The organism is Hansschlegelia sp. KR7-227, assembly GCF_049446035.1.
Lineage (GTDB): Bacteria > Pseudomonadota > Alphaproteobacteria > Rhizobiales > Methylopilaceae > Methylopila.
Window position 1 is genome coordinate 3,045,652 of sequence record NZ_JBMSEA010000001.1, and the last position, 11,825, is coordinate 3,057,476.

Genomic DNA, 11,825 nt, shown 5'->3' on the forward strand with positions numbered 1-11,825 from the left:
GCGTCCCTTCCGTCAGGCGACCTTGGGACCGGCGTCGACGTCCATCGCGTCGATCGCCGCGGCGAGCCGGTGCTCCTCGCCGAAATAGCGGGCGCGCTCCCAGAACCGCGGCCGGCCGATGCCGGTCGAGCGATGGCGGCCGAGCAGCCGCTTGTTCTGGTCTTCGCCCATGATGTCGTAGAGCAGGATGTCCTGCGTGATGATCACGTCGCCTTCCATGCCCATCACTTCGGTGACGTGCGTGATGCGGCGGGAGCCGTCGCGCAGGCGGGACGCCTGCACGATGACGTCGACCGACGTGCAGATCATCTCCTTGATGGTCTTCGACGGGAGCGTGAAGCCGCCCATCGTGATCATGCTCTCGAGACGCGACAGGGCCTCGCGCGGCGAGTTCGCGTGCAGCGTGCCCATCGAGCCGTCGTGACCGGTGTTCATGGCCTGGAGCAGGTCGAAGGCCTCCGGGCCGCGCACCTCGCCCACGATGATCCGCTCGGGGCGCATGCGCAGGCAGTTCTTGACGAGGTCGCGCATGCTGACCATGCCCTCGCCTTCGAGGTTCGGGGGGCGGGTCTCGAGGCGCACCACATGCGGCTGCTGGAGCTGCAGCTCCGCGGCGTCCTCGCAGGTGATGATGCGCTCGTCCTCGTCGATGTAGCGCGTCAGGCAGTTGAGCAGCGTCGTCTTGCCGGAGCCCGTGCCGCCGGAGATCAGCACGTTGCAGCGGACGCGGCCGATGATCTTCAGGATCTCGGCGCCTTCCGGGCTGATCGAGCCGAAGCGGACCAGCTGATCGAGCGTCAGCTTGTCCTTCTTGAACTTGCGGATCGTGAGCGTCGGCCCGTCGAGCGCGAGCGGCGGGACGATGACGTTGACGCGCGAGCCGTCGGGCAAGCGCGCGTCGCAGATCGGCGAGCTTTCGTCGACGCGGCGGCCCACCTGGCTGACGATGCGCTGGCAGATGTTCAGCAGCTGGCCGTTGTCGCGGAACCGGACATGGGTGTTCTGCACCTTGCCGGAGACTTCGATGTAGGTCTTGGCCGAGCCGTTGACCATGATGTCGGCGATGTCGTCGCGGGCGAGCAGCGGCTCGAGCGGGCCGTAGCCGAGAACGTCGTTGCAGATGTCGTCGAGCAGCTCCTCCTGCTCGGCGATCGACATCACGACGTTCCGGATCGCGATGATCTCGTTGACGATGTCGCGGATTTCCTCGCGGGCGCTCTCGGTGTCGAGGCGCGCGAGCTGCGCGAGGTCGATCGCTTCGATCAGCGCGCCGAAGATGCGGCTCTTCGTCTGGAAATAGTCGTCGCTCCGCTTCGTGTCGGACGGCGACGGCGGCGGCGGCGCGGGCGGCGCCGCAGGATGCTGAATCTCGACCCGCTGCGGGGCCTGGGGCGCCGAGGCGACGGGCGCGGCCGGGATCAGGGGGGCGCCGAACTCGTCATTTCCCGAGCCGCGGCCGAAGCCGCCGCCCGGCGACGTGATCGTCGGTCCTCGTTTTCCGAACATGGCTCGCTCCGATCGCGCCGGCCTCAGCCGGCCTTCTTCCAGTTGATGCGCGCCATCAGCGGATCGAGGAGCGTGCGCTTGGCGCGCTTCGCCTCCGATTTGCCGGTCAGCCGCTTGGCGAGATCGACGAAGATCTCGTTGACCTTGTTGGCGGGCGCGGTCTCCGCGATCATCTGCCCGTTGTTCGCCGCGTTGCCGAACAGCTGCGGATCGAACGGGATGATCGCGGACGGCTCGAGATCGAGCGCCTTGGCGAATTCGGCCGGCTTGATCTCGGCGCGCTTCGGCACGCCGACCTGGTTGAGGATCAACTTCGGCGGCGCGTCATTGGCGCGCGCGGACTTGAGAAGATCGATCAGGTTCTTGGCGTTGCGCAGATTCGCCAGATCGGGGCCGGCGACGATGACGACCTCGTCGGCGCCGATCAGCACGCGCTTGGACCACGCCGTCCAGATGTGCGGCACGTCGAGCACCGCGCAGGGCACGTTCGAGCGCAGGATGTCGAGCAGCGGGTCGAAGACGTCCTCATGGAAGTCGTAGACCCGATCGAGCGTCGCCGGGGCCGCGAGCAGGCTCAGCTGCTCGGTGCATTTCGACAGCAGCCGGTCGACCAGCGCGGCGTCCAGCCGGTCCGGCGCGAACACCACTTCGGCGACGCCCTGGGGAGGATCCTGGTTGAAGTTGAGGCCGGCGGTGCCGTAAGCGAGGTCGAGATCGATGACCACGCTGTCGAGCTTGAGCTGGCGCGCCATCGCCCAGGACGTGTTGTGGGCGATCGTCGAGGCGCCCACGCCGCCCTTGGCGCCGACGAAGGCGATCGAGCGGCCGACCGGGTCTGCGCCGGGGGCGCGGAAGATCTCCGACAGCGAGCGCACGAGGTCCACGACGCCGAGCGGCGGCACGAGATAGTCGCTGACCCCGAGCCGCATCAGCTCGCGATAGAGCAGGACGTCGTTGACCTGGCCGATCACGACGACCTTGGTGTCGGCGTCGCAGACCTCGGACAGGCGGTCGAGCGTCTCGATCAGACGCTCCCGGTGGGCGTCGCCCTCGATGACGATGACGTTCGGCGTCGGCGCGTTGCGATAGGCCTCGGAGGCCGCGAGACCGCCGCCCATCTGAACCTTGACATGCGCCTTCTCCATCCGGCGGTCGCCGGTCGCCTGCTCGATCAGGCGCGCGATCTCGGGCGTCTCGCAGAACGCCTGGATCGAGACCCGCGGCAGCGGCGCGATGACGGCCGCGGCGTGCGCCGCGCTGGAGACCTCGGAGGGCGTGGCCGCGCCGAGCTGATCCTGGATGCCCCTCATCATTTTCCCCCGACCTCACTCACTTCGACGTCTTCCTGACGGTAGTTCGTGGTCGTGTCTTCGCCGTCGCGGTGCTTCTCGATCACGGTCTGGCGGCGCGCCGCATAGACCGGCGACTGGGCGCGAGGCCGGGCGAGGTCTTCCGGATCGGCGACCTGGGCCGCCAGGTTCGCCTGCGTCGCGCAGCCGAAGTTCCAGTATTCGCGGTTCTGGCTGGCGCCGTAGTAGTCGCCGCCGCCGTGTCCGAGATCTTCAGGCCAGAGGCCGCACGGGTGGGGCACGTTCGCCTTGAGCTTGACGTAGCCGAGCTTAACCACCGCGGTCTCCGGGCCGTCGACCGGGTAGCGCCGGCTGACGATCTGGGTGGACGGCACGCCCGCCGCCGCCAGCGTGTTGCGGATGGCCGGGCTCGAGTGAACGCCGGCGGCCGCGTCCGGGATCATCATCCCGACCGGTCCGCGGCCGTTCTTGCGCCAGTCGGCGGCGAAGGCGCGGATGTCCTGCCTCTGGCGCTCGGTGAGGCCGCCTGCCCCGCCTCCTACCGGAAGATCAAGGCGCGCGGCGCCTTCGGACAGCACGATCGGGTGCCGCTGCTGGTAGGTGGTCGGGTAGGCCTCGTTGACGATCCGGTCAGCGTGGCAGCCGCCGAGGGCGAGGCCGGATCCCGCAAGCAGCGCGGCGACGAGGCGCCTGGCGTGCTGAGACGGACGGTGGGGGGTCATCTGCGGGTGCTCCGTTCAGCTCGCGCGTCAATCGATGATGAAGCCGCCGCGCCGCGCGTCGACGGTCTGCGGGTCGATCTTTCCGGGAATGCCGTAGATGCGGTTCAGACGCCCGAGGAAGATCGCCGAGGGATCGCTCGGCTCGGCGAAGCCGTCGTCGGGGCTCGACAGCGCCTGCGGCGCGGTCGGCTTGGCGAGATAGGGCGTCACGAAGATCGCGAGCTCGGTCTCGTTCTTGAGGTAGTCGTTGGACCGGAACAGCGCGCCCAGCACCGGCATCTTCATCAGCCCGGGCAGGCCGGCCGCGACCCGCTTGGTCTGCTGCTGGATAAGGCCTGCCATCACGATCGAGCCGCCCGAGGGGATTTCGACGGTGGAGTCGGCGCGCCGGACCTGCAGGCCCGGAATGACGAGGCCGTTGTCGGTGATGCCGTTCGAGGGATCGAGCTCGCTGACCTCGGTCGAGATCTTCAGGCTGATGCGCCCGCCCGAGAGCACCACCGGCGTGAAGGCCAGCCCGACGCCGAAATCCTTGAACTCCACCGAGCGCGTGCAGACCCCGTCCGCGATCGTGCAGGCGCCGGGAAAGGGATACTGGCCGCCGGCCAGGAACTTGGCGCTCTCGCCGGAGATCGCGGTGAGGTTCGGCTCCGCGAGCGTCTTGATGACGCCGGCCCGCTCCATGGCGTCGAGGCGCGGCTGGAACGAACCGCCGCCCGCGGCGACCGAGCCGATGATCGTGCCCGCCGGAGACGAATTGTTGGCGCCGAACGGGAACGCGGTGCCGCCGTTGAAGGTGACGCCGCCGATCTTCACGCCGTTGATGTTGTAGTTGATGCCGAGCTGCTTGACGACCTCGCGCTTCATCTCGACGACCTTGACCTTGAGCAGGACCTGGTCCTGCCCTTCGATCTTGAGCGCGTTGACGACCTTCTTAGGGTCGACCATGTAGCCGGTCGCGATATCGATCGCCGTCTGGGCCTCCTGCGCGGACTTGACCGAGCCGGTCACCACCACGCCGTCGCCGACGCCTTCGACGCGGACCTTGCCGCCGTCGATCGAGCGCGAGATCGAGGCGCGGATCGACCCGACGTCGCGGGACACCGAGACCTCGTAGGAGGCGATCTCACGTCCGTCGCCGTCGAGGAACTTGACGTCGGTCTGCCCCGGCCCCGCGCCGATGAGATAGGCCTTGCGGGCGGACCGCACGACGGCGTTGGCGACCGAGGGATCGGCGACGAACACCTCCTTGGCGTCCTTCGGCAGCGTGACGACGTAGGATTTTCCGATGCCGAGATCGATCCGGTCGCTCGCGCCGTCGGCGGCGGCGTAGCCTGCGTCGAGGAAGGCCGAATCTGCGGCGAAGGCCGCCTGCGGCGCGGCCAGCGCGATCACGCTGGTCGCGACCAGCGCCTGGCGGAGCCCGCGCCTGAGGCGGGCGGCCGGGCCGGACACTGCGTCTTGGGTCATGGCGAGGCTCTTTGCGGCAGGCGCGCTAGCGCGGCGCTTCGTGGACGTTCGATCGAAAGTCGCGAGGAGCGGACGCCGGCTTGCGCCGGTCACCGCGCCCCACCCTGAGTGGCGACGCCGTAGCGGACGACGGTGACGCCGCCGCCGCGACGGGCGTTGGGATCTTCGGCGGTGAGCGAGGCGTTCGGACCGGAGTCGACGAGCGCCCGGAGCGAGAGGGCGACGGCGCCCTGCTGGCGGCTCAGCGAAATCTGTTCGGCCTGGCCAGGGGTGAGCTCGAGCGTCGCGGTCTTGCCGACCACCACCTTCTTGCCGTCCTTGTCCTCGACCGTCTGGTCGATCGCGAGCACGCGGACGTTCTGGGCGAGGGTCTCTGAGTACGACTCGTCCCGGCCGGTCGGGCCGGTCACCTTGCGCGTCAGAATGGCGTCCACGCGGTCGTTCGGCAGGATGAAGCCGCCGGCGCCGGTCTCGGGCGAGATTTCGATCGACATCGCGCGCATGCCGGCGGGGAGGATCGCGGCCATGTAGCCGGAGCCTGCGCCCTTGATCAGCTTGTCGGGGCGGATCGGCTCGCCCGCCACGAAGGGCGACCGGGCGATCGAGCCGGCGGTGTCCTGGGCCGCGGCGGGCGTGGTGGTCTGCTTGAGATAGGCGGGGTTCGCGGCGGCTTCCGGCCAGGCCTGCCACCGCAGGTCCTCGGCGCGCACCACGTCGCCCATCTCGATGTCGTGAGCCGCCACCAGCACGTCGACGGTGTCGATCGTCTTCTGCTGCACCACGGTCTGCGTCGGCGCCGGCCTCTTCGAACCGCCGGCGAGCATCGCCGCGCCGACGCCCGCCACAAGCGCGATGCCGAGAACCACGATGCGGGCGGTCTTCATGTCTGCTGTCCCCGGGCGTCGACCCGCTTGGCGGGCCATGTGGCGTCCGGATGAGAGAAACAGGGAAAGGTCAATTCATGGTTAACGAGTGTTGGCGAATGCGCCCCGCCTGCCCTTCTTAAATAAGCCGTCGATAACTTGCGGAGCTGCGGACCCGCCGCGCGCGCGAACTACTCGGACGGAATCAGAGGAGACGGGCGAACCACTCGGTCGACGGCCACAGGAACAGGGTGCCGGCGGCGAGCGCGATGCCGTAGGGCACGCCCGTTTTCGGATCGTGCAGCTTCGACAGGAAATCGACCCGGTGCAGCTGCAGCGGCAGCGGAAACCGACGGTAGAACAGCATGCCGAGCGTCAGGGCGCCGCCGAACAGCGCGAACAGCACGAACCAGGACAGCAGCGGCTCGAAACCGAGCCAGAGCGCCAGCGCGGCCGCAAGCTTGGCGTCGCCGCCGCCGATCCAGCCTGGCGCGAACAGGGCGATCCCGATCGCGAGCACGAGCAATCCGGCCAAGAGATGCATGCCGATCTGGCTCAATCCGAGGCCTGCGAGCGGCGCGGCCAGCAGAAAGACGGCCGCGATCGCAAGCACCAACCGGTTCGGGATCGTCATGGTGAGCAGGTCGGACGCCGCGGCGACGAGCACGAGAGCGGGCAGAACGACCACGACCAGGGTTTCGAGCATGCCGGCCTCCCAAGTCCGCGCGGCGGGGCGCGGGCACGCCCGCTGTGTACGCGCGAAGCGCTAACGTCGCGTCAACGGTCCGAAAACGACGAAACCGCCGCCCGGCTGTCCGGGAGCGGCGGCTTCGGGGCGACGTCTCGGCGCGCCCCCGCTTTATACGGCGGCGAGACGCGATTCGTCTGATCCGTATCAGCGAGGGGTGTTGTTCTGGAGAGAGTCGCCGATGGTGGTGAACGTGCCCTCTAGATTGTCGCCGACGATGCCGACCGCGGTGATGATGGCGATGGCGATGCCGACGGCGATCAGGCCGTACTCGATGGCGGTCGCGCCGGACTCGTCCTTCACGAAGCGCTTGAACATGCTCATGTCAGTTCTCCTGGTTCACGGAGGTTGCGAAAGCTCCTGTCCCGCGACCTCTGTGGTCTTCGGTGCGCCGGGAACGACGTGAACATAACCATCGCCATGTTGCGATTGGGTTAATCTCATAAGCAATTATCATCTGTTTCAAAATGACGGTATTCAGGGTTAAAGTATTATTTCCGGGATTAATTTATTTAACAATGGTTTAATCTACAACTTTACCAAATGGACTCGCCGGGGAGCGGCGCATCAGACGGGCGCCCGGAGGCTGTGAGGACGCTTTCGGCGGCGAAACGAACTGTCATGACGGCGCTCGGCCAAGCAAAGCTCAGGTCTTAGCGATTCGTTCACCCAATTCGGCTTCAGTGACCCGATCGAATGTTGGGGAACGGGGCCATGGCTTCCTTCATGTCGTCGCAATTTCGGAAAGCGGGCGTTCTTGGCGCGCTATCCGTAGTATTACTTAGTTCCGCGGCGGCGGCTGAGAACGCGGTCGATGTCTCCGTGGATCGGGCGAGCATCTTGCGCGCCCCGGACGGGACGTCGACTGTGATCATCGGCAACCCGCTGATCGCGGACGCGACGATGCAGAAGAACGGCGTGCTCGTCATCACCGGCAAGAGCTACGGCTCCACCAACATCATGCTGCTTGACGGCGCCGGGGCGGTGCTGAGCGAGACGCTGGTCAGCGTTCGGCGCGCGCAGGACAACGTGGTCGTGGTCCAGCGCGGGGCGAAGCGCGAGAGCTTCGCCTGCATGCCGCGCTGCGAGCCGGTGCTCGCCGTCGGCGACTCCCCGGACAGCTTTTCGGCGACGGCCGGACAGATCAACCAGCGCGGCGGCATGTCGACCGGGCGCGAGAACTGACGGCCGGAGCGCTCCGGCGAACGTTAACGCCTCGTTAGGAGGTTCGGCCGAGTCTCGCCGCGGATGGAGCGCGCGCGACCGGCGCTCCACGGAGGAGCCTCGATGCGCCCGATCGCGGAGCGCCGACCGTCACGCCATGCGCGCCGCCGGACGTCACGCGCGGCCGCGGGCGCAGCGGCCCTGCCCCTGATCGCGATCGCCGTCGCGATGTTCGAGACCACCTTCGTGTTCGCCGTCGGACAACTCATGTCCGCGGTCGGAGCCGCTCCCTGAATTCGGCGCGACGCCGGGGCCTCTCGCCGGGCCGAACCTGCGCCGCTCTCCCGTCATACCTTCGTCGTTCTCAAGGGCTTGGGCTGCTTCACGGCTTGCGGAGCCTTCGTCCACGCGCCAAAACTCCGGCCCGCCCGGCCCATGCCGGCATGTCCTTTTCCCTCGCACGCCGGAGAGGCCGAGTATGCCCACCGACATCGAGATCGCCCGCGCGGCGGAGCTCAAGCCCATCGTCGAGATCGCCGCGAAGGCGGGCATACCGGAGGATGCGCTTCACCTGCACGGCCGGCACATCGCCAAGGTCGACGACCGCTTCATCGCGGAGCTGCCGAAGAAGGACGGCGCCAAGCTGGTGCTCGTCACGGCGATCAGCCCCACGCCCGCCGGCGAGGGCAAGACCACGACCACCGTGGGCCTCGGTGACGCGCTGAACCACATCGGCCAGAAGGCCGTGATGTGCCTTCGCGAGCCTTCGCTCGGGCCGGTGTTCGGGGTGAAGGGCGGCGCCGCCGGCGGCGGCCGCGCCCAGGTCGTTCCGATGGAGCAGATCAACCTGCACTTCACCGGCGATTTCCATGCGATCACCAGCGCAAACAATCTGCTCGCCGCGCTCGTCGACAATTCGCTGTACTGGGGCAACCCGCTCAACATCGACCCGCGCCGCATCGTGTTCCGCCGCGTGCTCGACATGAACGACCGGACGCTGCGCCAGATCATCTCGGGCTGCGGCGCGCCGGTGAACGGCTACACACGGGAAGCGGGCTTCGACATCACGGTCGCGTCCGAGATCATGGCGATCTTCTGCCTCGCCAATGACCTCAAGGACCTCGAGGAGCGGATCTCGCGCATCGTGGTCGCCTACACCGTCGACAAGAAGCCGGTGACCGCGAAGGACGTCGACGCGCAAGGCTCGCTCTGCGTGCTGCTGCGCGACGCGATGCGCCCGAACCTCGTCCAGTCGATCGACGGCTCCCCCGTCTTCATTCATGGCGGGCCGTTCGCCAACATCGCCCATGGCTGCAACTCGGTGATCGCGACGACGACGGCGATGAAGCTCGCCGACTGGACCGTCACGGAGGCCGGCTTCGGCGCCGATCTCGGCGCCGAGAAGTTCATGGACATCAAATGCCGCTTCTCCGGCCTGTCGCCGGATTGCGTGGTGATCGTGGCGACCGTCCGCGCGCTGAAGATGCACGGCGGCATGGCGAAGACCGACCTCAAGACCGAGAACGTCGCGGCGCTGAAGGGCGGCCTCGCCAATCTCGGCCGCCACATCGAGAACCTCAAGAAATTCGGCGTGCCGGTCGTGGTCGCGATCAACCATTTCGTCGCCGACACCGACGCCGAGATCGAGGCGCTGCAGACGGCCGTCCGGGCCGATTTCGGCGTCGACGCCGTGGTCTGCCGGCACTGGGCGGACGGCGCCGAGGGCGCGGCGGATCTCGCCCGCTCTGTGGTCGAGCTCGTCGGGCGGGAGAAGGCCGAGTTCAGCCCGCTTTATCCCGACGACATGCCGCTGCTGCAGAAGGTCGAGACCATCGCGAAGGAGATCTACCGCGCCGACAAGGTGCAGGCCTCGCCCGCGATCCGCAAGCAGCTCAAGGAGTGGGAGGAGGCCGGCTACGGCAGGTTCCCGGTCTGCATCGCCAAGACCCAGAACTCCTTCTCGGCCGACCCGACCGCCTATGGCGCGCCGACCGGCCACACTCTGCCGATCCGCGAGGTCCGGCTGTCTGCGGGCGCCGGCTTCGTCGTGGTGATCTGCGGCGACCTCATGACCATGCCGGGCCTGCCCAAGGTCCCGGCCTCGGCCAACATCAAGCTGCTCGACGACGGCACGATCGACGGCATCGCGTAAACACTCGCGAGGCGCGCGTCAGCCGGCGGGAGGCTCCGCCGGCTGGGACGGCTTGCGTGTCGCGACCGCGACGCCCGCGAGCACCAGCGCGAAGCCCACGGCGTGGAACGGCTGCGGCCGTTCGCCGAGGAACAGGATCGCGAGCGCGGCCCCGAACAGCGGCATCAGGTGGAAGAACGGGCCGGCGCGGTTGGCGCCGATGAGCTCGACCCCGCGGATGAAGAAGATGTAGGCGAGCGTCGAGGGGAACACCACGACATAGGCGACCGACAGCAGGGTCGTCGCGTCGAAGGTCATCGTCCGCCCCTGCGACGCCTCCCACAGGAAGGCCGGCGTCATCATCATCGCGCCGAGGCCGACGGTGACCGTGAGGAAGGACAGCCAGTGCAGCGCCGGCTTCAGCCGGAGCAGCGCCGAATAGAGCGCGTAGATCACCATCGCGCTGAACACCCAGACGTCGCCGACATTGAAGCGGATATGCGCCAGCGCGGCGAGGTCGCCGCGCGTCAGGATCACGACGACGCCGGCGAGCGACACCACGACCCCGAACAGCTGGACGAGGGTCAGAGTTTCGCGGAACAGCAGAAGCGTCCAGACCGCGATCAGCAACGGCCCGGTGGACTGGATCAGCAGCGCGTTGAGCGCCTCGGTGTATTGCAGGCCCCAATAGGCCATCGAATTGTAGACGGCGACGCCGGTCAGGGCCAGGAGCGAGAGCCGGCCCCAGTTCCGGTTGATCGCGGGCCAGTCGCGCCGGACATGCGGCCAGGCGAAGCCGATCAGCAGCAGGAACGCGCCCGTCCAGCGCACCCAGGCGAGCCCGATCGGCGGAATCCGCCCCGCCGCGAAGCGGCCGAGCACGATGTTGCCCGCCCAGAACAGCGAGGTGAGCGACAGCAGGAGATAGGGGCGGCCGAACGCGCTCTCGCCGAGGCGTCGCAGAATCGAAGACATGAAGGCGCGGCCTCGCGCGATGCGGGGGCGTCGCGCTAACGCGGACGGGGGGCCCGGTCAATCTCCCGCGGGCGCAAGTCCGCCGCCCCAGCGGCGCACGGGCGGCCGCGCCTCCGCCGTTTTATGATCGCCGTGCGGCGAATGCGCCACGCGGATCGCCCCGGCGCGGTGGTATGTCTCCGCGCCTTTCCGCGGACCCGCCGCTCGCTTCGAATCCGTATTGGGAGAGTGCATGACCGAGATGTTCGCGCTGTTCGATCTGTGGCGGCGGCAGGCCGCGCTCGCCGGCGGCATGGCCGCGATGGGTCCGGCGGTCGGCTACGTCGTCGCCGCGCGCCTGTCCCGCATGACCGTGGAGGCCGGGCTTCCGACCAGCGCCGGACTGCTCGAGGCCGAGCGGATGGTGACGGAGAAGCTCGCCGCCGGCGTCGAGGGCGGGATGGCCGCCGGCCGGGTGCTCACCCGCCTGAACGCCGCCGCCGGACCCGTCGCGGCCGCCGGCGTGATGGTCGCGGCCGGCGAGGCCGCGCTGCGGCCGGTGTCGCGCACCGTCCGCGCCAACGCCCGCCGCCTGTCCCGGCGCGGCTGATCCCTCGCGTTAAGGATCGGACCACGACGGTGGCCGGAGGCGGCGGAAGTCGTGTAGAATTCACGCGCGAGTGAGCCTGCGGAGACCGGCGCTCGATCGGCGCGAGGCTTTAATGCAGGGGTGCATGCAGGCAGGATCGGCGGAAGGGGCGCGCGCTTATCCCGCCCTTCGCCATGTGTGGCGGCTTCGTGACGGGTCCGGCGAGACGCCGGGGGCGCGCTTGACAGCCATAGCCAAACCTCTGATAGACGAGACACGCCCCCTCGAACTTTCGTATCGCCTGGCCCGGCCGGGTCGCGCCCCGGAGTCCGGGCTCATGAACGTTGTCGCGCCGATGTCCAGCAGCC

Annotated in this window: 12 protein-coding genes; 4 read left to right on the forward strand and 8 right to left on the reverse strand. The window is 68.4% G+C overall.

The genetic code is table 11. The features are described from left to right. Positions 1 to 12: 12 nt before the first annotated feature. The 7 genes from ACO2RJ_RS14245 to ACO2RJ_RS14275 all read right to left on the reverse strand — a co-directional run bounded on the left by ACO2RJ_RS14245 (position 13) and on the right by ACO2RJ_RS14275 (position 6,943). The gene (locus ACO2RJ_RS14245) at positions 13 to 1,506 is read right to left on the reverse strand and encodes a CpaF family protein (RefSeq protein WP_423268660.1); all 1,494 of its coding nucleotides are present in this window, start codon (positions 1,504 to 1,506) and stop codon (positions 13 to 15) included. A 23-nt stretch (positions 1,507 to 1,529) separates the two neighbouring features. Continuing rightward, on the reverse strand, positions 1,530 to 2,816 hold the full coding sequence (locus ACO2RJ_RS14250; protein ID WP_423268988.1) for an AAA family ATPase: 1,287 nt from the start codon (positions 2,814 to 2,816) through the stop codon (positions 1,530 to 1,532). Continuing rightward, positions 2,816 to 3,538, reverse strand: a complete 723-nt coding sequence (locus tag ACO2RJ_RS14255; protein WP_423268661.1) for a CpaD family pilus assembly protein — start codon at positions 3,536 to 3,538, stop codon at positions 2,816 to 2,818. The genes ACO2RJ_RS14250 and ACO2RJ_RS14255 overlap by 1 nt, the downstream gene beginning before the upstream one ends. 27 nt (positions 3,539 to 3,565) lie before the next feature. Next, positions 3,566 to 5,008 carry a type II and III secretion system protein family protein gene (locus ACO2RJ_RS14260; protein WP_423268662.1) on the reverse strand — a complete coding sequence of 481 codons (1,443 nt, stop codon included), beginning with the start codon at positions 5,006 to 5,008 and terminating at the stop codon, positions 3,566 to 3,568. Positions 5,009 to 5,097: 89 nt separating this feature from the next. Further along, on the reverse strand, positions 5,098 to 5,892 hold the full coding sequence (gene cpaB, locus ACO2RJ_RS14265; protein WP_423268663.1) for a Flp pilus assembly protein CpaB: 795 nt from the start codon (positions 5,890 to 5,892) through the stop codon (positions 5,098 to 5,100). 184 nt (positions 5,893 to 6,076) lie between these two features. Beyond that, positions 6,077 to 6,577, reverse strand: coding sequence for an A24 family peptidase (locus tag ACO2RJ_RS14270; protein WP_423268664.1), 501 nt, complete (start codon positions 6,575 to 6,577; stop codon positions 6,077 to 6,079). Positions 6,578 to 6,766: 189 nt separating this feature from the next. After that, a complete protein-coding gene (locus ACO2RJ_RS14275) occupies positions 6,767 to 6,943 on the reverse strand; it encodes a Flp family type IVb pilin (protein ID WP_423268665.1) in 177 nt (58 codons plus the stop codon). Between the two features lie 402 nt (positions 6,944 to 7,345). Here ACO2RJ_RS14275 and ACO2RJ_RS14280 point away from each other — a divergent pair, with 402 nt between their 5' ends. The 3 genes from ACO2RJ_RS14280 to ACO2RJ_RS14290 all read left to right on the forward strand — a co-directional run bounded on the left by ACO2RJ_RS14280 (position 7,346) and on the right by ACO2RJ_RS14290 (position 9,935). Beyond that, on the forward strand, positions 7,346 to 7,804 hold the full coding sequence (locus tag ACO2RJ_RS14280; protein WP_423268989.1) for a pilus assembly protein N-terminal domain-containing protein: 459 nt from the start codon (positions 7,346 to 7,348) through the stop codon (positions 7,802 to 7,804). A gap of 102 nt (positions 7,805 to 7,906) precedes the next feature. Further along, on the forward strand, positions 7,907 to 8,077 hold the full coding sequence (locus ACO2RJ_RS14285) for a hypothetical protein (RefSeq protein WP_423268666.1): 171 nt from the start codon (positions 7,907 to 7,909) through the stop codon (positions 8,075 to 8,077). A gap of 184 nt (positions 8,078 to 8,261) precedes the next feature. Next, a complete protein-coding gene (locus tag ACO2RJ_RS14290) occupies positions 8,262 to 9,935 on the forward strand; it encodes a formate--tetrahydrofolate ligase (protein WP_423268667.1) in 1,674 nt (557 codons plus the stop codon). An 18-nt stretch (positions 9,936 to 9,953) separates the two neighbouring features. Here the strand turns inward: ACO2RJ_RS14290 and ACO2RJ_RS14295 are convergent, their stop codons facing one another. Next, positions 9,954 to 10,889, reverse strand: coding sequence for a DMT family transporter (locus tag ACO2RJ_RS14295; protein ID WP_423268668.1), 936 nt, complete (start codon positions 10,887 to 10,889; stop codon positions 9,954 to 9,956). Between the two features lie 232 nt (positions 10,890 to 11,121). Here ACO2RJ_RS14295 and ACO2RJ_RS14300 point away from each other — a divergent pair, with 232 nt between their 5' ends. Then, on the forward strand, positions 11,122 to 11,478 hold the full coding sequence (locus ACO2RJ_RS14300) for a hypothetical protein (RefSeq protein WP_423268669.1): 357 nt from the start codon (positions 11,122 to 11,124) through the stop codon (positions 11,476 to 11,478). The last annotated feature ends 347 nt before the right edge of the window (positions 11,479 to 11,825 follow it).